18 protein-coding genes are annotated in these 20,208 nt (G+C 72.6%); 9 read left to right on the top strand and 9 right to left on the bottom strand.

The window, feature by feature from the left end; genetic code table 11:
• Window positions 1-50: 50 nt before the first annotated feature.
• Entirely contained in the window at window positions 51-1,727 is a 1,677-nt protein-coding gene (locus ABZ434_RS00345; protein ID WP_359130962.1) for an NAD(P)/FAD-dependent oxidoreductase, read from the top strand.
• 89 nt (window positions 1,728-1,816) lie between these two features.
• Here ABZ434_RS00345 and ABZ434_RS00340 read toward each other — a convergent pair whose 3' ends face one another.
• Window positions 1,817-2,587, bottom strand: coding sequence for a 3-oxoacyl-ACP reductase family protein (locus ABZ434_RS00340; protein ID WP_359130961.1), 771 nt, complete (start codon window positions 2,585-2,587; stop codon window positions 1,817-1,819).
• Window positions 2,588-2,843: 256 nt separating this feature from the next.
• Here ABZ434_RS00340 and ABZ434_RS00335 point away from each other — a divergent pair, with 256 nt between their 5' ends.
• The 8 genes from ABZ434_RS00335 (at window position 2,844) to ABZ434_RS00300 (ending at window position 11,900) form a co-directional block, all read left to right on the top strand.
• Window positions 2,844-3,860, top strand: coding sequence for a Gfo/Idh/MocA family oxidoreductase (locus ABZ434_RS00335; RefSeq protein WP_359130960.1), 1,017 nt, complete (start codon window positions 2,844-2,846; stop codon window positions 3,858-3,860).
• A complete protein-coding gene (locus ABZ434_RS00330; RefSeq protein ID WP_359130959.1) occupies window positions 3,857-5,071 on the top strand; it encodes an ATP-grasp domain-containing protein in 1,215 nt (404 codons plus the stop codon). The genes ABZ434_RS00335 and ABZ434_RS00330 overlap by 4 nt, the downstream gene beginning before the upstream one ends.
• Before the next feature lie 39 nt (window positions 5,072-5,110).
• Entirely contained in the window at window positions 5,111-6,394 is a 1,284-nt protein-coding gene (locus tag ABZ434_RS00325; RefSeq protein ID WP_359130957.1) for a hypothetical protein, read from the top strand.
• Window positions 6,381-7,658: an MFS transporter gene (locus tag ABZ434_RS00320; protein WP_359130956.1), complete on the top strand. Its 1,278-nt coding sequence runs from the start codon at window positions 6,381-6,383 to the stop codon at window positions 7,656-7,658. Before ABZ434_RS00325 ends, ABZ434_RS00320 begins: the two co-directional genes overlap by 14 nt.
• 56 nt (window positions 7,659-7,714) lie before the next feature.
• Window positions 7,715-8,314 (top strand): phosphoribosylanthranilate isomerase, encoded by a 600-nt coding sequence (locus tag ABZ434_RS00315; RefSeq protein WP_359130954.1) that lies wholly within the window; start codon window positions 7,715-7,717, stop codon window positions 8,312-8,314.
• 186 nt (window positions 8,315-8,500) lie between these two features.
• Window positions 8,501-9,913 (top strand): AMP-binding protein, encoded by a 1,413-nt coding sequence (locus tag ABZ434_RS00310; RefSeq protein ID WP_359130952.1) that lies wholly within the window; start codon window positions 8,501-8,503, stop codon window positions 9,911-9,913.
• Complete coding sequence (locus ABZ434_RS00305; protein ID WP_359130951.1) at window positions 9,910-10,632, top strand: hypothetical protein; 723 nt, start codon at window positions 9,910-9,912, stop codon at window positions 10,630-10,632. Before ABZ434_RS00310 ends, ABZ434_RS00305 begins: the two co-directional genes overlap by 4 nt.
• Window positions 10,629-11,900 carry an amidohydrolase family protein gene (locus tag ABZ434_RS00300; protein WP_359130949.1) on the top strand — a complete coding sequence of 424 codons (1,272 nt, stop codon included), beginning with the start codon at window positions 10,629-10,631 and terminating at the stop codon, window positions 11,898-11,900. Before ABZ434_RS00305 ends, ABZ434_RS00300 begins: the two co-directional genes overlap by 4 nt.
• 23 nt (window positions 11,901-11,923) lie before the next feature.
• Here the strand turns inward: ABZ434_RS00300 and ABZ434_RS00295 are convergent, their stop codons facing one another.
• The 8 genes from ABZ434_RS00295 to ABZ434_RS00260 all read right to left on the bottom strand — a co-directional run bounded on the left by ABZ434_RS00295 (window position 11,924) and on the right by ABZ434_RS00260 (window position 20,205).
• Window positions 11,924-12,589: an NAD(P)H-dependent oxidoreductase gene (locus tag ABZ434_RS00295; protein WP_359130947.1), complete on the bottom strand. Its 666-nt coding sequence runs from the start codon at window positions 12,587-12,589 to the stop codon at window positions 11,924-11,926.
• Window positions 12,559-13,158 (bottom strand): aminodeoxychorismate/anthranilate synthase component II, encoded by a 600-nt coding sequence (locus tag ABZ434_RS00290; RefSeq protein WP_359130946.1) that lies wholly within the window; start codon window positions 13,156-13,158, stop codon window positions 12,559-12,561. The genes ABZ434_RS00295 and ABZ434_RS00290 overlap by 31 nt, the downstream gene beginning before the upstream one ends.
• On the bottom strand, window positions 13,155-14,648 hold the full coding sequence (locus ABZ434_RS00285; RefSeq protein WP_359130944.1) for an anthranilate synthase component I family protein: 1,494 nt from the start codon (window positions 14,646-14,648) through the stop codon (window positions 13,155-13,157). Before ABZ434_RS00285 ends, ABZ434_RS00290 begins: the two co-directional genes overlap by 4 nt.
• Window positions 14,649-14,789: 141 nt before the next feature.
• Entirely contained in the window at window positions 14,790-15,467 is a 678-nt protein-coding gene (locus ABZ434_RS00280) for a phenylalanine--tRNA ligase beta subunit-related protein (protein ID WP_359130943.1), read from the bottom strand.
• Complete coding sequence (locus ABZ434_RS00275) at window positions 15,464-16,777, bottom strand: Gfo/Idh/MocA family oxidoreductase (RefSeq protein WP_359130942.1); 1,314 nt, start codon at window positions 16,775-16,777, stop codon at window positions 15,464-15,466. The genes ABZ434_RS00280 and ABZ434_RS00275 overlap by 4 nt, the downstream gene beginning before the upstream one ends.
• A gap of 66 nt (window positions 16,778-16,843) precedes the next feature.
• Window positions 16,844-17,959 (bottom strand): Ldh family oxidoreductase, encoded by a 1,116-nt coding sequence (locus ABZ434_RS00270; RefSeq protein WP_359130941.1) that lies wholly within the window; start codon window positions 17,957-17,959, stop codon window positions 16,844-16,846.
• A gap of 34 nt (window positions 17,960-17,993) precedes the next feature.
• The gene (locus ABZ434_RS00265; RefSeq protein WP_359130939.1) at window positions 17,994-19,310 is read right to left on the bottom strand and encodes a M20/M25/M40 family metallo-hydrolase; all 1,317 of its coding nucleotides are present in this window, start codon (window positions 19,308-19,310) and stop codon (window positions 17,994-17,996) included.
• Window positions 19,303-20,205 carry a sugar phosphate isomerase/epimerase family protein gene (locus ABZ434_RS00260; protein WP_359130937.1) on the bottom strand — a complete coding sequence of 301 codons (903 nt, stop codon included), beginning with the start codon at window positions 20,203-20,205 and terminating at the stop codon, window positions 19,303-19,305. The genes ABZ434_RS00265 and ABZ434_RS00260 overlap by 8 nt, the downstream gene beginning before the upstream one ends.
• Window positions 20,206-20,208 lie beyond the last annotated feature (3 nt).

The following is a 20,208-nucleotide window of genomic DNA, read 5'->3' as shown; positions in this document are numbered from 1 at the left end:
GCAGCCGGGGCCCCTGAGTCCCGCCTACAAGAACAGGACGGTAGAGCCGCATGGTGAAGCGGGATGAGTGGGACGCCATCGTCGTCGGAAGCGGCATGGGCGGCCTGGTGTGTGCGGCGTACCTGGCCGTGAGCGGCCGCCGCGTCCTCGTGCTGGAGCAGCACGACGTGGCGGGGGGCAACAGCCATGTGTTCCGCCGCCGCCGGGCCTACGAGTTCGACGTGGGCGTCCACTACCTGGGCGACTGCGGTCCGGGCGGGCTGCTGCCGGCGATCTTCTCCGGGCTGGGGCTCGACGGACGGGTGACGTACCGGGAGATGGACCGGGGCGGCTTCGACCGGATCGTCCTGCCCGGCCTCACGGTGGACGTGCCCGTGGGGTGGGAGGCGTACACGAAGCGGCTGACGGCTGCCCTGCCGGCCCAGCGCGAGGGCATCGAGCGGTTCACCCGGATCTGCGCGGCCGTCGCCGCGGAGACCCGTTCGATGATGCTGTCGGACGGTGAGCCGTCGCTGGCCGAGCTGCTCGCGCGCACTCCGGTCACCGCCGAATGGGGCCGCCGTACGCTCACCGAGCTGTTCGACCACTGCGGGCTGACGCCGCGCGCCCGTACGGTGCTCGCCGCCCAGTCGCCCAACTACGGGATGGGGCCGCGTCAGGCCACCGTATCCACCCATGCGGCCGTCACCGATCACTACCTGCGGGGCGCCTACTACCCCGAGGGCGGTGGCCAGGTGCTCGCCGCGGCGCTGGTCGAGGCACTGGAGGCGCACGGCGGGGAGCTGCGGACCAGGAGCCGGGTTGAGCGCATCCTCGTGGAGGACGGCAGGGTCACCGGGGTGGGGATGAAGGACGGCGACGTTCACAGCGCCCCCCTGGTGGTGTCCAACGCGGACTACTCCCGGACCGTGTTCGACCTCGTGGGCGAGGAGCACTTCGGCCGCAGGGTCGTGTCGAGGACCCGGCAGGCGAAGATGGCACTGCCGCTGGCCACGCTCTACATCGCGACCGACAAGGAGCTTCCGGCCCGCCCGAACGCCAATCTGTGGTGGTACCGGGACGACGACATCGAGGCCTACTACGAGCAGGTGGCGAAGGAGTCCATCAGCCCGGTGCCCTTCCTCTTCGCGTCGTTCGCCTCGCTGAAGGACCCGGGCACCGCGGCCGTCTGCCCGCCGGGCCACAGCAACTTCCAGGTGATGACGCTGTGTCCGCCCGGATACGACTACTGGGGCGTGAACACGGGCCCGGCGGCCGGCGAGCGATACCGGCGCAACGACGGCTACCAGCGGCGCAAGGCCGAGCTGACCGAGTCGATGCTGAGCGCGGCGGAGGAGGCGCTGGGCCCGTTCCGCGAGCACATCGTGCACCTGGAGACGGCGACGCCCATCACCCACGAGCGCTACACGCTCGCCACCGGCGGGACGCCGTACGGACTGGCCGAGTGGGGTGGCACGGGCAGCCGCCCGGACACCCGCACCAGCATCGAGGGGCTCCACATGGTGGGGACCAACACCCGGCACGGCACGGGCATCACCGGCTCGGCCGCGGGCGGCATGGCCCTGGCCGGACAGATCCTGGGCCGCGGTCTCATGGCCGAGGTCCACCGGGGCGCACTGCTGGGCGACCCGGACCTGCTTCCGGAGCGCGAGAAGGGCTGGGACCCGCTGGCCGTCTCCCGCGGCTCCGGCCGGCGCAACGCCCGCGGGCTGGCCCGGATCGGCTGATGACGCGAGGTACGGAGGAAGCCCCGGGGAGCATCTCCCCGGGGCTTCCTCCGTACCTGTGCCGACCGCCGTGTGCGGGGCCGGCAGGTCTACTTGGGCCGGCCGAGGCCCAGCTGTCCGGCCCAGCCGCCGTCCACGCGCAGCAGCTCCCCGGTGATGTACGTGGAGTCCTCGCCGGCCAGGAAGGAGACCGCTCCGGCGACCTGCTCGGGCGTCGCGAACTCGCGCAGCGGCAGCTGCCGTTTGATGGTCCTGCCCCCGTCCTTCTCCAGCAGTCCGCCGATCAGGTCGGTGGTGGTGAACCCGGCGAGGACCGCGTTGACCCGGACCTCGAAGCGCGCCAGCTCGACGGCGGCGGCCCGGGTGAAGGCGTTGACGGCGCCCTTGGAGGCGGAGTAGTTGGACTGCCCGACCCAGCCGCCCTCCCCCATGACCGAGGAGATGTTGATGACGTTGCCGTCGCGCTGGGACATGAAGTGACCTGCGACGGCCCGGGTGCAGTGGTAGACGCCGCCGACGTTGACCTTGAGCACCTCCCACCAGTCCTCGGGCGACTGGTCGAATATGAGCCCGTCCTGCGCCACTCCGGCGTTGTTCACCAGGATGTGCAGCCCGTCGAGGCCGGCCATCGCCTCGTCGACCAGTCGCTGGGCCGCGTCCGGGTCCGACACGTCGGCCTGCAGGGCGATCGCCCGCCCTCCCAGGGCGGTGATCTCCTCGACCGTGCGCTCGGCCTCGTCCTTGCGGGAGCGGTAGTTCACGGCGACGGCGGCACCGTCGGCCGCGAGACGGAGCGCGATGGCCCGCCCGATGCCGCGGGAACCACCGGTGACCAGGGCGGACCGGCCTTCGAGGCTCATCGATCGACTCCTTCTGCAGGTGAATTGAATGGGTGCCGCAATTTCCGAATACCTCGGAGAAGCGTATCCACCAGCCCTGTTGAGAAAGCGGTCCTGCCGATACCACCTCGGCGGCCGGGCGTGTTTCCTTCGAGGCATCACCGACCGGAAAAGTCCCTTCCAAGTGGTCCGCCAGGGGCCCGGAGAATTGGCCTGGAAGTCTCTCCCGGCCCGCTGCGAAGCTCCTTTCACTACGACAGCGAAGGGCGGTAAACAGATGAGGAAGAAAGGCAATTCACCTTCCGTCATCGTCGGATACGGACACGCGGGCCGCGATCTGCACCATCGCGCGCTGCGGGACATCACGGGCGGCCGGTCGACGGTGATAGCCGTCGATCCGCGCCCCGCCGAGGTGGCGGGAGGAGAGTGGGTGCCGGACGTCCGCGGCGCCGTGACGGCGCTGTGGGCGGCAGGCCACCGGGTGGCCGACGCCGTCTTCCACGTGGCGGTGCCGCCCGACGCCCACCGGGACTGCCTCGAGCAGCTCCTGCACGCCGGGGCCCAGCACTTCATCCTGGAGAAGCCGATCGCGCACACCGTGCAGGAGGCCGCCCATCTGGTGGACCTCGCGGAGGCCACCGGGGCCGTGGTGCTGCCGATGAGCGTCTGGCCCGCCAGCAGGGTCACCGAGGCCGCCGAGGAGCTCGTCGCCTCGGGGACGATCGGTGAGCCGGTCTCGTACCACATGGAGCAGAGCAAGCCGCGCTTCCGCCGTTCGCTGCAGACCCAGGGGCACGGCAGCGCGTTCGAGGTGGAGCTGCCGCACCAGCTGCTGCTCGCCCTGCACCTCGCCGGGCCCGTCGCGGAGGTCACCGGCTCGCGCGGCTGGGACCTTCCGCTGCCCTCCGGCCGGCTCGCCCGGCTGGGCGGCGCGGAGGTCACCCTGCGGCACACCTCCGGCGTACGGACCACGCTGTACACCGATCTGGCCTCGCCGGTACGCCGCCGCCGGCTGCACATCCACGGCACCGAAGGCACCCTCGTGGCGGACTACCCCGTCTCGGGCGACGACGACTTCGGCCAGGTCCGCATCGCGGGACGACCGGTCCGCAAGGTCGTCCAGGATGCCCCGCTGACCCGGTTCATCGAGCAGGCGTACGCCCACTTCCGTGGCGAGTCCCCGGCACCGCGCAGCGACCTCGCCCTGCACCTGGAGTCCATGGAACTCCTCGACACCGCGCGCGCCGCCGCGTTCGCGGACTCCGGCACCCCGGCCCCGCAGGAAGCAGCATGAGCACCGTTCTGATCATCGAGCCCCGCTCCTCCGGACTGGAACTGGTCACCCGGGCTCACGAACTCGGGCACACCGCCCTCGTCCTGACGGCCTTCGCCGGGCCAGACACCGTCCCCGCGAAGGCCGACCGGGTGATCACCGCCGACACCTCGGACCAGGCCGCCGTACTCGACCTCATCCGTACCCTGCACGCCGAGACCCCGCTGGACGCGGTCCTGCCCGGCTTCGAGCACTTCGTCTCGCTCGCCGCGCACGCCGCCGCCTCACTCGGCCTGCCCGGCATCGACCCGGCGGGCGTGGAGTCCCTGCGCCACAAGCACCGGATGCGCCGGGCCGTGGACGCGGCGGGGCTCGACCAGCCGCGGTACCGGATCGTCTCCGGCGCACGGTCGGCGGCCGCCGCCTACGCGGAGCTCGGGCCGGTGTGCGTGGTCAAGCCGGTCGACCAGTCGGGAAGCCTCGACGTCCGCAGGGCCGGTTCCGAGGCGGAGGCGGTGGCGGCGTTCCGCCGGGCGCTGCGCTCCGGCCGGGCCGACGGATCGCGCGGCGGTCTCGGACTGGTGCTGGTCGAGGAGTACGTCGAGGGGCCGGAGTACAGCGTCGAGGGGTACGTCGAGGACGGCCAGGTGCACATCCTCGGCATCACCGAGAAGATCCTGGGGGCCGAACCGCACTTCGTCGAGGTCGGGCACATCGTGCCCGCCCAGCTGAAGCCCTCGCCGGCCCAGGAGATCCGGACGTACATCGCCCACGTCCTGAAGGCCGTCGCCCTGGGCATCGGCCCGTTCCACGCCGAGCTGCGGATGTCCGCCCGCGGCCCGCTGCTGATGGAGGTCGCGGCGCGACTGCCCGGCGACCGCATCCCCGACCTGCTGCGACTCGCCTGCGGCCACGATCTGTACGAGATCATGCTGCGCTGCTACCTGGGCCTCCCCAACCCCGAACCGGCCGCGCCCCGTTCCGGCACCCGGGCCGGCATCCGCTACTTCCTGCGGCCCGGCCTCGACACCTACCGCGAGTTCCGCGTCGACCCGGTGATCGAGTCCGACCCCCGGGTGCGCGAGATAGGTGTCCTCCTCCCGCCGGGCAGCGCGCTGCCGGACCCCGGCAGCTCGGCGGGGCGGCTCGGTTACGTGCTCGCGGCGGGGGCCTCCTACCGCGAGACGGCGAGGGTGCTGCGACGCGCCGAGCGTGCCGTCACCTTCAGCTGAGCCATGCGCAGGACCGTCCACGAACCATCCGGAGACCCGATGAACCGCCATATCCTCATCATCAACCGCTGGAACAACTCCTTTGCGGAGTACCACCGTTACGTCGACCACAGCGTCGACCGCGTCGCCTATCTGACCACTGCGGCGGGCCGGGCGCCGCTCGACGAGGAGCTGGCCGAGGACATCCGCGTGCTGTCCGACCTCTCCGACACCGGAGACGTCCTGGCGCAGACCGCACAGCTCATCGCGCTGTACGGCCCTTTCACGCACGTCCTCGCCCTCTCCGAGTTCGACCTGGAGCCCGCGGGCGAGATCCGCCGGCACTTCGGCATCCCGGGCCGCGGCCCGAAGGAGGTCGCCGCCGTACGGGACAAGGTCGTGATGAAGGGTCTGGTCGCGGCGGCGGGCCTTCGGGTGCCCGCCTTCCAGGAGACGCCGACGGCCGGGCAGGTGCGGGAGTTCGCCGCGCGCCACGGCTACCCGTTCGTACTCAAGCCGCGTGCGGGCGCCGACAGTCAGGGCGTGCACGTGGTGCGCTCCGAGGGGCAGCTGGACACCCTGCTGGACGGCGCGGGCCTCACCGACGCCCAGTGCGAGGAGTTCATCGACGGGGCGCTCTACCAGATCGACGGGGTGGTGCAGGGCGGCAGGCTGCTCACCTCGCGGTCCTGGCGCTGCGGGGGCAGCTGTCTCGACTTCGCCACCGGAACGGCCTTCAGCTCGGTCGCCAACGACGACCGGGACTTCGAGGAGCGGGTGACCGACTTCGCCGAGCGCGTGTGCGCCGCCCTCGCCCTCACCGACGACGTCTTCCACCTGGAGGTCTTCCGCTCCCCGCGGCCCTCCGGCGACGGCGACGACCTGGTGTTCCTGGAGATCGGGGCCCGGGCCGGCGGCGGTCAGGTCCGGGTCATCTGGGAGGAGGTGTACGGGGTCGACCTGGTCGCCGCCTCCGCCCAGGTGCAGCTCGGCGAGGACATGACGATTGCGCCGATGGACCTGGACGGCCCGGTCGCCGGGTACCTGATGATGCCCGAGCCGCCTGTGCGCCCGGCCGTCGTGGACGCGGTGACCTCGCTGGTGGGCCGGGTCCCGGCGCTCTGCTCCGAGACGCTGCCGCCGCCCGGCACGGTGCTCAGCGGCAACGGCGGCGCCGTGCACACCGCCGGCACCTTCCGCTACCGGGCGGACCGCTCGGCAGACGTCGAGGCGGCGATCGCGCGGACTCTCGCCGCCTACCGGCTCGACTGGCACCCGCAGGGCGAGCAGCCCGCGGGCGCCGGGGGGCCGACCGCCCGGGAGGCCGTCCATGTCGTCGGCTGAGCTCCTCGACCTGGCCGGTCCGCCGGCTCCGCAGCCACCACCCCGCGGTCTGTGGCACCACCGGGAGTTCCGCAGGCTGTGGGCCGGACAGACGGTCTCCCTACTCGGCTCCCGGGTCACCGAACTGGCCCTGCCGGTCACCGCGATCGTGCTCCTCGACGCGAGCCCCGCCCAGCTGGGGCTGCTGAACAGCGCCCAGTACCTGCCGGTGCTGTGCGTCACCCTGCTCGCCGGGGTGCTGGCCGACCGGGTGCGCCGCCGTCCGCTCCTGATCACCGCCAACCTCGGACGGGCCGCGATCCTCACCGCGGTACCGCTGCTCGCCTGGCTCGGCGGGCTGGGCATCTGGGCCCTGTGCGCCGTGGCGTTCGCGACCGGGGTGCTCACCGCACTGTTCGACGTGGCGTACCAGGCGTACGTGCCCTCCCTCGTGGCCAAGGAGCAGCTGGTCGAGGGCAACAGCAAGCTGCAGGCCAGCCGTTCGGTCGCGGAGACCGCCGGGCAGGGCCTCGGCGGGACACTGATCCAGGTGCTCACGGCCCCCGTGGCCATCCTGGTGGACTGCCTGGGCTATCTCTTCGGCGCGGCCATGCTGCTGCGGATCCGCACCCCGGAGACGCGGCCGGTCTGCCCGGCCGGTGCCCGGTCCTCCGTACGCAAGGACATCGCCGCGGGGCTGCGCATGACGCTGAACAGCAGGCTGCTGCGCGTGATCATGCTGCACGCCTCCTTGTACAACCTGCTCTGGGACGTCGTCCTGGTCGTCTTCCCGCTCTATGCCATCCGGGTCCTGCACCTCGGCCCGGCCGGACTCGGCATCGTCATCGCGGTCGGCAGCGTCGGGGCGTTCGGCGGCGCACTGTCCGCGGGCCGGCTCGGGAAGCGGCTCGGGGTGGGCCGCGCCATGGTGACCGGCATGGTGGTGGCCTCCTCGGCCACGCTGCTGCTGCCGCTCGCGGCCGGAGCCGGCAGCGGGCTCGGATACGCGCTCCTGGGCGCCGGCTACGTCCTCAACGGCTACGGGATCGCGATCTTCAACATCCACTCGATCACGTTGCGCCAGGCGACCGTGCCCCCCGAACTCATCGGCCGGGTCAGCGCCACCTTCCGGTTCCTCACCTGGGCGGTGATCCCGGTGGGCGGCCTGCTCGGCGGGCTGCTCGCCTCCGCGGCCGGTCCGCGGACCGCGCTGGCCCTGACGGCGGGCGGGCTGACCGCGGCCGCACTGGTCTTCCTGTGCTCCCGTACCGCGGTCCGGTCGTGAGTGCCGGCCCTGACAGCATTGCTGTTCCCGTTCCCGTTCCGGATCCAGGAGAAGACATGTACGTCAAGGTATGCGGTCTGAGCCGCCCGCAGGATGTGGCGGCCGCGGTGGACGCCGGGGCCGACGCGATCGGCTTCGTCCTCACGCCGAGCCCGCGCCAGGTCGCCCCCGCCGACGTCCGCGCGCTGGCCGCGCTGGTGCCGGAGGGGACCGCGACGGTCGCCGTGTTCCGCGGAGAGCCGCTCGACGAGGTGCGCCGGGCCGCCGCCGAGGCGGGCGTCGACACCGTGCAGCTGCACGGGGCGGAGCCCCCCGAGGCGTTCGCCGCGCTGCGCGCCGACGGGTTCCGGCTGATCCGGGCCACCTCCCCGCAGGGCGGGGCACCCTTGGAGACCGGTGCGTACGGCGAGGACCTGCTGATCATCGACTCACCCCGGCCCGGCTCCGGCGAGCGGTGGGACCCGGCCGCCCTCGGCGTCTCCCCCACCGGCCCCTGGCTCCTCGCCGGCGGGCTGTCCCCGGACAACGTCGCCGGGGCGGTCACGGGCCTGCGGCCCTGGGGGGTGGACGTCTCCAGCGGGGTCGAGCGCACCCGCGGCGTCAAGGACCCGGAGCTGATCAGGCAGTTCGTGGCCGCGGCCAGAGCGTCCGCGTGACCGGTGCGGGCGGCGAGGGCACTGCCACCAAGAGCGAACGGACTGTTTCCTAAGGCTAATTGAGGGCGCATCGGTGCGGCCCGCAGTATCGGATAGCCGCTTCCCGGACGCGTACGGGCGCACCCGGGCCTGCGCCCGGTGCACGGCACTCCGTCCACCGCACCCGCCGAATCACCTGGGGGATCCATGTGGCTGCCCGCATCCGGGAAGCACCGCGACTTCATCGAGCGCTATCTGACGCTGCACGACCGGTACACCGCGGGTGAACTCGGCGACGACGAGTGGGAGGTGTGGGCGCAGCGGCAATTGCGTGACGTCGTCGCGCTCGCGCAGGACGGCTCACCCTTCTACGCCCGGCATCTGGCCGGCGTACCGGCCGCCCGGCTCACCCTCGACGACGTGCGCTCGCTGCCCTTCACCACGAAGGACGATCTGCGCACGGCCATGTCCGACGTCCTCAGCCGTGATCTCGACGAGGCCTGCTTCTTCTACGAGACCACCGGCACGACCGGACCGGCCACCCCCTGCCCCCGCGACCCGCGCGAGGTGATCGCCTCCAACGCCCATGTGACGGAGAGCTGGCGGAACATCTTCGCGGACGTCTTCGGCGACCGGGCTCCCCGCGTCGGCGTGATGGGCCCCACCGAGGTGCACTCGCTCGGCGACACCCTCGGCGACGTGGCCCGCAACGTGGGCTCGGCCGTCGCGAAGATCTGGCCCTACTCCCCCGTCATCGGCTTCCCCAAGGCCCTGCAGCTGATGCGGGACCTGGCCCTGGACGTGGTGTTCTGCACGCCGAACGTGGCCCTCTCGCTCGCCCGGGCCGCCCGTGAGCAGGGGCTCGACCCGCGCCGCGACTTCGCCGTGAAGGTCTTCCTGGTCACCGGCGAGATGTGCACCCCCGACCTGGCCCGCCAGATCGACCAGGCCTGGGGCGCCCGGACGTACAACGCGCTCTACGGCTCCCAGGAGACCCTGGTGATCGCCTCGGCCTGCGCACACGGCCGGCTCCACCTGGCCCGGCCCAACTACATCGCCGAACTGGTCGATCCGGACACCGGCGCCGCACTCGGCGACCGGGGCACCGGCGAACTGGTCGTCACCATGCTGATCGACGGCATCAAGCCGCTGATCCGCTACCGCACCGGCGACCTGGTCGAGCTCTACGACAACACGTGCGGATGCGGGATCCGGGGCCCCGTCATGCGGGTCGTCGGCCGCACCCGCGACCGGATCGTGCTCGGTGGCCACAGCTTCCAGGCCTGGCAGATCGAGCAGGCCGTCCTGCGCCGGATCGACCACAGCTACGGCTACCAGGTCGTCATCGACCGGGCCGAGGACGGCGAGGACCTGATCACCGTCCGGCTCGACCTGCCCGAGGGCCCCGTGCCCGGGCTGGAGGCCGCGCACGCGGCGCGGGTCGCCGACGCGCTCGGGGTGCGCTGCCGGGTGGAGCTGCCGGACGAGCTGGACCCGGTCACCACGACCGGCGCCTTCGTCAGCTGGAAGGCGGCACGCATCCACGACCGGCGTACCGCCGTCGACCACGAGACGGCCGCCGCCCGCCGGCTCGCCGGGGCCCGGGGGCACCGCGCATGACCGAGCCCCTGCTCCGCGCCCAGGGTGTCCTGGGCGGCGACGCCGACGCCGACACGACGCCGTTCCCCATCCTGTGGGAGCCCGCCCGGATACCCCACTCACCGCTGCTGCGGCCCGGCACCCTGCGGGTCGGCACCCTCGGCCCGGAGGGCACCACGTCGATGGTCGCCCTCGCCCGCCTCGGGCACCGGTTCGCCCACCTCGGCGGTCCCGTGGTGGAGCCCGTACCGTACGACTCCTTCGAGGAGCTGCTCGCCGCCGTCGGCAGCCGCAGCGGTCCCGCCTACGCCCTGGTGCCGGGGGCCGCCGAGTGCGCGACCCGCTTCTTCTGGTCGCCCCGGCTGCGGCTGGACGCCACCTTCTCCACACCGACCCCCGAGTACGGCATCGCCACCGGACCGCAAGGTCTGCGCGAGGGGATACTGCGGCTGGCGACCCTGCACGAGACCCGCCGTCTGGTGGAGCTGCTCGACGGGGCCGAGGGCGGCCGGGGCGGCTACGACATCGCCTGGGTGCCCGCCGAGTCCACCATTCACGCCGCACAGCTGGTGGCCGAGGGACGCGCGGACGCCGCCGTCACCAACGAGCCGGGCCGCGCCGCGCACCGCCTGGAGTTCCAGGTCTCGCGCCCGGGCGTCCCCATGGTGTGGATGGTGTTCGGGCCCGCGGTACTCGCCCGGTCCGAAAGCACCCGACTGCTTCTGGGGAGCCGACCGTGACCACTGACCGCCGACTGCTGCTGCACGACGTCACCGTTCAGGAGGGTCTGGGCCGCGCGTCGCTGCCCGCCCGCTCCGTACTGGTGGCCGGGGAGCGCATCGAGGCCGTGCTGCCGGCCTCCGAGGCCCCCGCCGAGGGCGACTTCGTCCGCTGGGACCTGGCCGGGGCGACGGTGCTGCCCGGCATGACGCTGGGCCACACCCACATCGCGTACGTCAATGTCACCACCGGCCGCGAGACGCTGTTCAAGTACCGGGTGCCCGAGGTCGCCCTGCACGCCGCCCGGCACGCGGCGGACCTGCTGGGCTGCGGGTACACGGCGTTCGTCGGGGCGGGATCGGTGGCAGGGATCGACATGGCCCTGAAGAACGCGATCGAGGCCGGTGTCATCGCCGGTCCGCGCATCACCCCGTGCAGCCGCGACCTGATGGTGTCGGGCCCGCCGGGGCGGCGCTCACCCGAGCTGAAGGAGCGGATGCCGCGCGAGCTGATGCCGGTCGTGGACGTCCTCGGCGATCTGGTGAAGTACACCGAGGAGGAGATCGACGAGGGCGCGGAGATCATCAAGGTCTTCTCCTCCGGCGACGACACGTTCCCCAACGCCCGGTCCGACGAGCTCCTGTTCACGCGGGAGGAGTTGTCCCTGGTCGTGGAGACCGCGCACCGGCGCGGGGCCCGGGTGCGGGCCCACTCCCGGGGCCTGGCCGGCATCCGTAACGCGCTGGCCGCCGGGGTCGACGTCATCGACCACGCCACCTACGCGGACGACAGGGCGCTCGACGAGATCGCCGAGCGGGGCGTGTTCGTGGTGCCGAGCCTGTTTCAGCCCGACCGGCTGCTCGCGCTCGGGGAGCGGTTCGGCAAGGCCCCGGACTATCTGGAGTCCCTGGACTTCCAGGACGAGATCGAGAACACCCTGCGCTTCCTGCCGCTGGCCGAGGGCCGGGGCATGAAGATCGTGCCGGGCGACGACTTCGGCTTCGCCTGGACCCCGCACGGCACGTACGCGGACGAGCTGGTGATGTACGTCGAGCGGGCCGGCATCGCGCCCGAGACGGTCCTCAAGTGGGCCTGCGCCCACGGGGCCGAGCTGGCCGGGCGCGGTGCGGACGCCGGGGTCGTCGCGCCGGGCCGGCTGGCCGACCTGGTGGTGTGGGACCGCGACCCGGCGGCGGACATGACCGTGCTCCAGGACAAGGGGGCGCTGCGGTCGGTGCTGGTGGGCGGGCGGCACGCGGCGGGCCCGGTGGCACCGCCCGCCGGCTGAAACGGCTGTCCTGGCCGGGCTGTTCACCCCGTGGGGCTGAGCAGCCCGGCCCTTTCGTTGCGCGGCAGCGACAGCAGCCGCGCGGTGTCCCCGCGGCCGCCGTGCGGCAGCAGCAGGATCCGCAGCAGGTCGATCATGCGCTCGATCAGCCCGCGCGCGGCGGCCAGGCCCTCCTGGTCCTCGGCCGGTGCGAACTGGTCGTGCACGAAGGCGGGGAAGCCGCTGCCCGGGACGATCATCCGGTTGAGCAGGACGTTGTCGATGAGCTGCCCGTAGACGCGGTCGTGGCTGTAGCGGCGTCCGGTGACCACCACTCCCGCCACCTTGTTGGCGAGCGGGCGGTCGAAGCGCAGGTGCCCGACCCCGGCCCGCTCGATGAAGTTCTGCATCACGCCGGCCAGTCCGAACCCATGCACCGGCGCCGCGTACAGCACCCCGTCGGCCCGGACGAGGCGGTCCACCAGGGCCGGGACGTCGTCGTTCAGTGCGCACGGCAGAGGCCGTACATTGCAGTCGCCGCACGGGCCGCAGGGCGTGATGTCGTACTCGGCGAGCGGGATCACATCGAGGTGCACACCGTGCTCGGCGGCCTGGGCGGCCAGCATGCGCAGCACCCGGCCGGTGAGCCCGTCGGGCCGTTCGGAGCCGTTGAGGGCGGCTATCGACGCCCAGGGACCGTGGTCGACCATGGCTGTATCCCTTCGAGGAAGTTGGCGATGAACGTGGATCCGGTCTGCGTGGTGATGCTTTCGGGGTGGAACTGCACACCTTCGACGGCCAGCCGGCGATGGCGCAGCCCCATGACACAGCCGTCCTCGCGGGCCCGGGCGGTCACCACGAGCTCGTCGGGCACCGGGTCCGCCACGGCCAGTGAGTGGTAGCGGGTGACCTCGGTGCGATCGGCGAGGCCCGCGAAGACCCCGGAGCCGTTGTGGTCCAGGCGGCTGGTCTTGCCGTGCACGATGCGTGCCGCCCGTTCGATCCGGCCGCCGTAGGCGAGCCCGATGGCCTGGTGGCCCAGGCAGATCCCGAGCAGGGGCACCCGGCCGGCGAAGTGGCGTACGAGTTCCGGGTGGCCGGAGTCCGCCGGATGTCCGGGGCCGGGCCCGAGGACCACCGCGTCCGGACGGCGGGCGTCCAGCTCGGCCGGGGAGTGCGCGAGCGCGGTGACGACGTCCGTGTGGGCGCCCTGCTCCCGCAGATAGTGGTCGATGATGTGGACGAAGCTGTCGCGTGCGTCGACGAGCAGGATCCTCATGCCGTCAGCACCTCGCCCGTGAGAGCGGAGTACACCGCGCTCATCTTGATCAGCGTCTCGCGCCATTCGCCGTCGGCCGAGGAGTCGGCGACCACCCCGGCGGACGCCTGCAGCGCGTAGGTCCCGGTGTCCGGGTCGTGGACGGCGGTGCGGATGCACAGGGCGAGGGTCGCCGCGTGGCCGCGTACGTCGATGAGGCCCAGGGCGCCCGCGTAGGCGCCGCGCGGCCGCCCCTCGATCTCCTGGATCAGCTCCATGGCGCGGACCTTGGGCGCTCCGGTCATGGTGCCCGCGGGAAAGGTGGCGCGCAGGGCGGACCACACGTCCGCGCCGTCGGCCAGCTCGCCGCTGACCGTGGAGACGAGGTGGTGGACCTGGGCGAAGTGCTCGACCGCCATCATCTGTTCGACGGCGAGGGTGCCCGGCACGGAGACCCGGGCCACGTCGTTGCGGCACAGGTCGACCAGCATGATGTGCTCGGCGCGTTCCTTCTCGTCGGCTTGCAGCGTCGCGACCCGGCGGGCGTCCTCGGCGGGCTCGGCGGCCCGCGCGATCGTGCCGGCGATGGGCCGCATCGCCAGGGTCCGGCCCTCGATCCGCAGCAGCAGCTCGGGGCTGGCCCCGACCAGGGTGCGGCCCGCCCACGGCACCAGGTACATGTACGGCGACGGGTTGCTCCGGCGCAGCCGGCGGTAGGCGTCGATGGCCGGAAGCGGTGTCTTCACCTCGATGCGGTGGCCGATCTGGATCTGGTAGACGTCGCCCGCCCTGATGTGCTCCAGGCAGCGTCGCACCCGGTCGGTGAACTCCTCCCGGGAGACGGTGCGGCGCACGGAATACGGCCGGGGGTCGGGCTCCACGGGGGTCCCCGCCTCGTCCGGCAGGGCGCCTGCCAGCAGGGAGAGATCTGCGCCCAGCACGCCGTGCTCACCGAACTCGGGAGCGTGTGCGTGAAGTTGGTGGCTCTCGCCGGTCGCCAGGTTGTAGGTGACGACGTGCCGGAAGAGCGTGAGGGTGATCTCCGGGTCGTGGCCGGGGGTGCGCGGCGGCAGCTGTTCCAGGTGCCAGGCCGCCTCGTAGCCGAACACGGCCAGGAACCCGAAGGCGTAGCTGTCGAGCGGTACGTCGGTCTCCACGGCGAAGGCCCCGTTCACCGCGTCCAGCAGCTGCCGGACACCGCCGTGGGCGCGGTCGGTGAGCGGGCGCAGCCGGTCCACGAGCCCGGGCATCCCGTCCAGACCGATTCGCCCGTCGCGCACGGTGATCCGGGCCAGGGCCTCGGCGCCGACCGCGGCGACGCGGCAGTCCTCGTCGGGGCCGGCCAGGCTCTCGAAGAGGAACACCTGGTCGTCGCCGAGCAGCCGGCGCAGCTCGGCGCCCAGGGCGAGCGGGGCGTGCGGCGGCAGGGGGGTGCGCGTCACGGTCACCCGCAGGGGTGCGGCGACCGCCGGGGCTGGTGCTGCGGCGGGCTCGACGGCGGTCATGGTCATCGTGGGCGGTCTCTTTTCGGTACGGGGGTCGGTCAGCGACGTAGCTCCAGCCAACCAACAGCGCGTACCTGCCCGGCAGTCCACTGTCCCGGGCCGGCGGCGGACCACTTGACCGCCCTGCCCGGGGAACCCCGGTACCTCTTACCGCGACGTTCCGCCCAGGAGCCGGGCAGCCGCCAGCAGGGCGTCCCGGCAGGTGTCCTCGTCGACACCGGGGACCGAACAGGCCAGCAGCAGCACCCGGCGGGTCTGTGCGGTCACCGCCTGGTGCACGCCGTCCCGGTGGGCGAACTGCGACAGCACGCGCTTCTCGTCGGCGAGCACCAGCCCGCCCGCCTCCAGGATCACCGGTCCGTCCGCGCCGAGGGCGGTGAACTCCTCGGTGCCGTCGGTGAGTCGCAGCGCCACCTCCCCCTCCAGCATGTCCCGGTCGAACAGGCCGAGCGCGACGAGGTCGCGTACCGCCACCGCGTTGACCGCGTCGACAGCCAGGTTGATCTTCGGCCAGGACCCCAGCGGCTTGGCCCGCAGCCCCCGGTCGATCAGGGCCTGCACGGAGGGCGGTCGCTTGTCGGGGTGGCTGCCGATCAGACGGCTCAGCTCCCGGTAGGCGGCGACGTTCGGAGCGGCGCGCACCTCGGCGCGGCTGGCCCCGGTCCACTCGGCGTGCGCCGCGGCCCAGACCTCGTCGGCCGGCGCGGGGCCGTCGGCGGGGATCTGCGCCTCCAGGGTCAGCACCTGGACGCCGGGCACCAGTGCGCGGGCCTCGGGTGTCACGGCGACCTTGCGGAAGGTGGGGGTGCCCTGGGCGGTGGTCATCGGCTTCCTCCGGAGAAGGTGAAGGTGTCCAGCGTATGCAGGTCGAGGTCCTCGGCGGTGAGGACGCGTTCGGTGTCGATGAGGATGTTGTAGTGGTTCGGCGCGTGGCACTCGTCGAATCCGGCCACCCGTCCGATCGGTCCGCGCGGGCCCGAGACCACGTCGCCCCGGTCGATCACCGTGCCCGTGGGGAACTCGGCGAAGCCCAGGAACCCCACGTGGTCGACGCGGTCCCCGGTGGCGGAGGGCAGGTCGGTGGTGGTGACCAGCTCGTGCACGTCGCCGGCCCGCACACAACGCGACTGCCAGGGCGACAGCCGCATGCCGCGGTCCGTACGCCGGTGGAAGAGCAGCTTCACCAGATGGGCCGAAACCGGCTCCTTGGCGGACATCCGCAGCCGCTGCTCCTTGGTCCGGCCGATGCCGTAGGCCTCCTCGACCAGGTCGACGATGTGCGGGCCCCGGTCGGGCCCGGTCCGGCCGTCACGCACCACCCGGTGGAAGTCCGCCATGATGCCCGCGTACTCGTGGTCGAGGGAGGACTTGAAGGCCTCGAAGCCGTCCAGCATGTCGGCGTGCAGCTCGCGGCCGTCCTTGAGGTGCACGGTGATGTCCTTGCGCTCACCGGTCTCCAGGGCCCAGTCCAGGTCCACATGGACCGGGATGCCCTCGGCGGTGGCCAGGCTCAGTTCGGCGCAGAACTCGACACCGGCCCTGACCTCCCCGATGGTGGCGTCGGTCAGCGTGAGGGGGCCGAGGACCGTCTCCAGGGCGTCCAGGGCGTTGGGGCCGTTGTCGATGATGCAGCCGCCGCCGCAGCGGTCGAGGTCCTGGTACCAGCGGTCGGCGCCCGTGTGTTCCTCGATCTTCTCCTGGTAGCGGCTGGTGACGTGCGAGATGAGCGCGGGCTCCGGCAGCCGGTCCGCCAGGTCCTGCACATGGGTGTTGTAGCGGCGGTGGAAGGCGGTGAACAGGGTCGTGTCGTGCTCGTCGGCCAGCCGTATCAGGCGATGCGCGTCCGCGGCGTGGACGGTCAGCGGCTTCTCGCAGCAGACGTGGACGCCGGCCCGCAGGGCGTCGGCCACGACCGGGGCGTGGGCGTGGTTGGGCAGGGTGACGACGACACCGTCCACCAGCCCGGAGGCGAGGAGGTCACGGTGGTCGGTGAACATGACGGTCCCCGGGGGGAAGCCGGTCAGCTTCCCCCGGTCGAGGTCGCAGACGGCGGTCAGCCGCAGCTCCGGGTCGTCCTCGATGGCCTGCAGGAAGAAGGGCGCGATGACGCCCACTCCGATCACTCCGATACGCATGATGGTTCGGTCCTCTCCGTGTCCGTGGTGGTGTGGGGTGGCGGGGCGACGAGGCCCCTCGGCGCTTCAGGCGGCCGGCTGGAGACTGCGCCCGGTCAGCGCGGCGGGCGCCGGGACCGTCAGCTGCTCGGCGAGTGCGGCCAGGCCCGCGGCCACCGGTCCCGGCAGCTCGACGCCCTCGCGCTGCGACTGCGCGTACCGCTGTGCCTCGGGGGCCCCCGGATAGGTGACGCCACGGGTGGCGTACGCGGCAGCCGGGGAGTTCGCGACCGTGTCGAGCAGGATGCGGTTCTCGGCGGCGATCGCCCGGGCGGAGCCGAAGGCGGACGGGTCGATCACGATCGCGGTGTGGCCGACGTTGTCGTCGCCCGCCGGCTCGCCCTTCAGCACGCCGGGCCGGGGGCCGTACGCGGCGCCGGAGAGCGGGCCGCACAGCAGGTCCACCAGCAGGGCGAGGCCGAAGCCCTTGGCGCCACCGGTCGCGGCGGGCCCCCCGAGCCAGGCGACGTCCGCCTCCTCGGCCATGAAGTCGGCCGGGTCCGAGGTCGGGGTGCCGTCGTGGCGGACCAGCCACTCCTGCGGGACCTCCTGGCCCTCCCGGTGGGCGGCCTTGATCTTTCCGGTGGCGACCACCGTGGTGCTCATGTCGAGGACGAACGGCGCCCCCTCGGTCACCGGCACGGCCGCGCTGAGCGGGTTGGTGCCGAGCATCCGCACGGTGCCGCCGAGCGGCGGGGCGACGCCCTGGGCACCGCAGTTCGTCATGGCCAGGCCGATCATGCCGGCGGCGGCCGCCTTCTGCGTGTAGTAGCCGGCGCTGCCGAAGTGGGTGCTGTTGCGTACGGCGACCATGCCGATGCCGGTCTGCCTGGCCTTGGCCATGGCGATGTCCATGGCCAGGTCCATGGTGACCAGGCCGAGCCCGCGGTCCCCGTCGAGCAGGGCGGCACCGGCGGTCTCCTGCACGACGCGCGGTGCCGCACCGGCGTCGATCCGGCCGTCGAGCAGGCGGGGGGCGTAGATGTTCACCAGCCCGTTCGTTCCGTGGGTGGTAAAGCCGTTCGCGTCGGCGTACGTGATGACGTCGGCGGCGGTACGGGCCGATTCGGTGTCGAGGCCGCACTCCGTGAGGACGTTGCGGACGAAGGAGGTGAGCTCGGCGAGGGGAACACGGACGGTCATGGCGAATCCTCTGTCTGGTAAGTGAATTGGCTGTTCAGGCGGTGCGCGCGGCGAAGGCGTGCACCAGGTCCTTGATGCGCAGGGCGTACGTGTCCAGGTCGTCCAGGTTCACGAACTCGTCCGCGGTGTGGGCCCCGTTGGCATCGAGCCGGCCCGGTCCGCAGGCGACGACATAACGGCCCGGTCCGGGCGCCCAGATGGCGTCACAGGTGAACGCGGAGCCGTCGGCGAGGCCGTCATGACGCTCGAACCCGGCCTCGTTCAGCAGGAGTTCCGCTTCGGCGTCGCGGTTGTTCAGGGTGGGCAGCCCCTGCTTCAGCCAGTCGAGGCGCACGATCCGGCGCCAGTCCTTCACCGTGCGGCGGCTGAACGGGTCGTGTGCGTGCAGGTGGGCGAACTCGGTGCGGGCCTCCTCGATCAGCACCTCGAGGGAGGCGGCCAGCAGCTCGGCCTGCTCGGTCGCCGGATAGGCGATGTTGAGCAGCAACTGCCCGGATCCGTAAACCCGGTTGTGCGCGCTTCCGGTGTGCAGTCCCGAGACGCAGAGCTTGGCTCCCATGCCGTGAGCCAGCGGGCCGAGCCTGCGGGCGAGGAAGTCCGCGAGGAATCCCAGCAGCACGGTGGCGTTGTGACCGTCCGCGGGGTGGTCGTCGGTCGAGTCCTGGCCCGCCACCGTGATCCGCGGAGTCATCGCGGCGGTGCAGCCGTCCATGAAGGTGTTGCCCGTCGGCTCGGCGAACACCATCAGCCGCCCGGTGTATCCCGCGTCGATCAGCGCACGCGTGCCGTACGTGCCCATCGCGCCGCCCTCCTCGCCGGGCACGGAGGCGATCTGTACCTCGATCCGACCGTCCAGCCCCGGATCCTCGGCGAACGCGGCCGCGACCCCGGCCGCGGCGGCGACCCCCGGCCCCTTGTCGTCGACGGCGCCCCGGCCGTGCAGGATCCGCCCCTCCAGGCGCGGCGGGACGTGCGGGCCGACCGTGTCCACGTGGAAGTTGACGACCAGCCGGCGCTCCTGCGGCTGCGGGGCCCCGTAGGCCACCACCACGGAGGGCTGTCCGGCCAGGAACGCGGCAAGGTCCCGGCCGGCGGCCTCCCGTACCGTGGCCGGCACCTCGGGGCGCTCCAGCAGTTCGGGGGCGGGCGCGCGGTGCAGTACGGTGCGGAAGCCGCGCTCGACGGCGCCGTCCAGGAAGACCCGCTGCGCGCGGGCCGCCCCGTCCAGGGGACCGCCTTCCAGGGGTGAGACCGAATCGACGGCCATCAGCTCGGTCAGCCACTCCAGGTCCGCGGCCGCGAGGCCTCCCTCGGTCCGGGTCGTGCGGGTCGTGCGGGCCGTCTCAGCCATGGTGGCTCTCCTCCCAGTACGTACGGCTGTCCCTGATGTCGATGCCGAGCAGCCCGGCGCACCGCCGGGTGTACTCGCGGTAGCCGTCGGCGAGCGCGGCCGGATCGCCCGACAGCCCGAGGTGCGGGATGTGGGCCAGATGGGGTTCCAGGCTGTAGAAGCCGCCGTAGCCGTGCTCCTCCAGCAGCCGCACGCACTGGGCGACGCGAGCCGTTCCCTCGCCGGGCATCGTGAACTCGGCCCTGCCGCCGGAGCGGATCCCGTCCTTGATGTGTACGTGTTCCACCCACGGCAGCACCCGCCGCAGGAAGTCGAGGGACTCGTAGCCGTAGGCGAGCCCGTTGCCCGTGTCGAACAGCAGCCGCAGGCGGGAGCTCGCGACCTCCTCCAGCATGCGCACGGTGTGCGCGGCACTCTGCCCGGCCCAGCCCTGGCAGTTCTCGTGCAGCAGGGTCACGCCCAGGTTCTCGGCCTCACGGGCCAGCGTCCGCATCCGGCGCAGCGACTCGGTGCGCCACTCGCGCTCCGGGCGGCCGTCGTTGGGGTACGACATGACCCGCAGCCGGTCGCAGCCGAGCAGCGCCGCCGCCTTGGCGGAGCGCTCCAGGGCGGCGAGCTCGCTGTCCATGCTCGTGGCCACGGTGGTGGACCAGGAGCCCACCGGGGTGTCCACCACCGGCACCCGCAGGCCGGCGACGATGGTCCGCCGGGCCAGGTCGGCGACGTCACCGACGGGCAGCTCGTGCAGGCCGAGGCCGTCGACGGTCCGCAACTCGATGGCGTCCATGCCCAGTTCGTGGTGGATGGCCAGCTGGCCGGCCAGATCGGGGGCGGCCTCGTCCCCGATCCCGCACAGCCGGTCCGCGGTGACGCCCAGGATGTTCGGCACAGACACCAC

Source organism: Streptomyces sp. NPDC005761, from assembly GCF_040630635.1.
GTDB lineage: Bacteria > Actinomycetota > Actinomycetes > Streptomycetales > Streptomycetaceae > Streptomyces.
This window is presented reverse-complemented; position numbering and strand designations above follow the sequence as displayed.

Excerpts from the sequence above, each read along its gene's own strand:
- ABZ434_RS00305 (WP_359130951.1), top strand. The coding sequence starts at position 9,910 with ATGACCGAGCCCCTGCTCCGCGCCCAGGGTGTCCTGGGCGGCGACGCC.
- ABZ434_RS00285 (WP_359130944.1), bottom strand. The coding sequence starts at position 14,648 with ATGACCATGACCGCCGTCGAGCCCGCCGCAGCACCAGCCCCGGCGGTC.
- ABZ434_RS00310 (WP_359130952.1), top strand. The coding sequence starts at position 8,501 with ATGTGGCTGCCCGCATCCGGGAAGCACCGCGACTTCATCGAGCGCTAT.
- ABZ434_RS00320 (WP_359130956.1), top strand. The coding sequence starts at position 6,381 with ATGTCGTCGGCTGAGCTCCTCGACCTGGCCGGTCCGCCGGCTCCGCAG.
- ABZ434_RS00280 (WP_359130943.1), bottom strand. The coding sequence starts at position 15,467 with ATGACCACCGCCCAGGGCACCCCCACCTTCCGCAAGGTCGCCGTGACA.
- ABZ434_RS00295 (WP_359130947.1), bottom strand. The coding sequence starts at position 12,589 with ATGGTCGACCACGGTCCCTGGGCGTCGATAGCCGCCCTCAACGGCTCC.
- ABZ434_RS00290 (WP_359130946.1), bottom strand. The coding sequence starts at position 13,158 with ATGAGGATCCTGCTCGTCGACGCACGCGACAGCTTCGTCCACATCATC.
- ABZ434_RS00325 (WP_359130957.1), top strand. The coding sequence starts at position 5,111 with ATGAACCGCCATATCCTCATCATCAACCGCTGGAACAACTCCTTTGCG.
- ABZ434_RS00270 (WP_359130941.1), bottom strand. The coding sequence starts at position 17,959 with ATGACCGTCCGTGTTCCCCTCGCCGAGCTCACCTCCTTCGTCCGCAAC.
- ABZ434_RS00340 (WP_359130961.1), bottom strand. The coding sequence starts at position 2,587 with ATGAGCCTCGAAGGCCGGTCCGCCCTGGTCACCGGTGGTTCCCGCGGC.
- ABZ434_RS00265 (WP_359130939.1), bottom strand. The coding sequence starts at position 19,310 with ATGGCTGAGACGGCCCGCACGACCCGCACGACCCGGACCGAGGGAGGC.
- ABZ434_RS00275 (WP_359130942.1), bottom strand. The coding sequence starts at position 16,777 with ATGCGTATCGGAGTGATCGGAGTGGGCGTCATCGCGCCCTTCTTCCTG.
- ABZ434_RS00330 (WP_359130959.1), top strand. The coding sequence starts at position 3,857 with ATGAGCACCGTTCTGATCATCGAGCCCCGCTCCTCCGGACTGGAACTG.
- ABZ434_RS00345 (WP_359130962.1), top strand. The coding sequence starts at position 51 with ATGGTGAAGCGGGATGAGTGGGACGCCATCGTCGTCGGAAGCGGCATG.
- ABZ434_RS00315 (WP_359130954.1), top strand. The coding sequence starts at position 7,715 with ATGTACGTCAAGGTATGCGGTCTGAGCCGCCCGCAGGATGTGGCGGCC.
- ABZ434_RS00335 (WP_359130960.1), top strand. The coding sequence starts at position 2,844 with ATGAGGAAGAAAGGCAATTCACCTTCCGTCATCGTCGGATACGGACAC.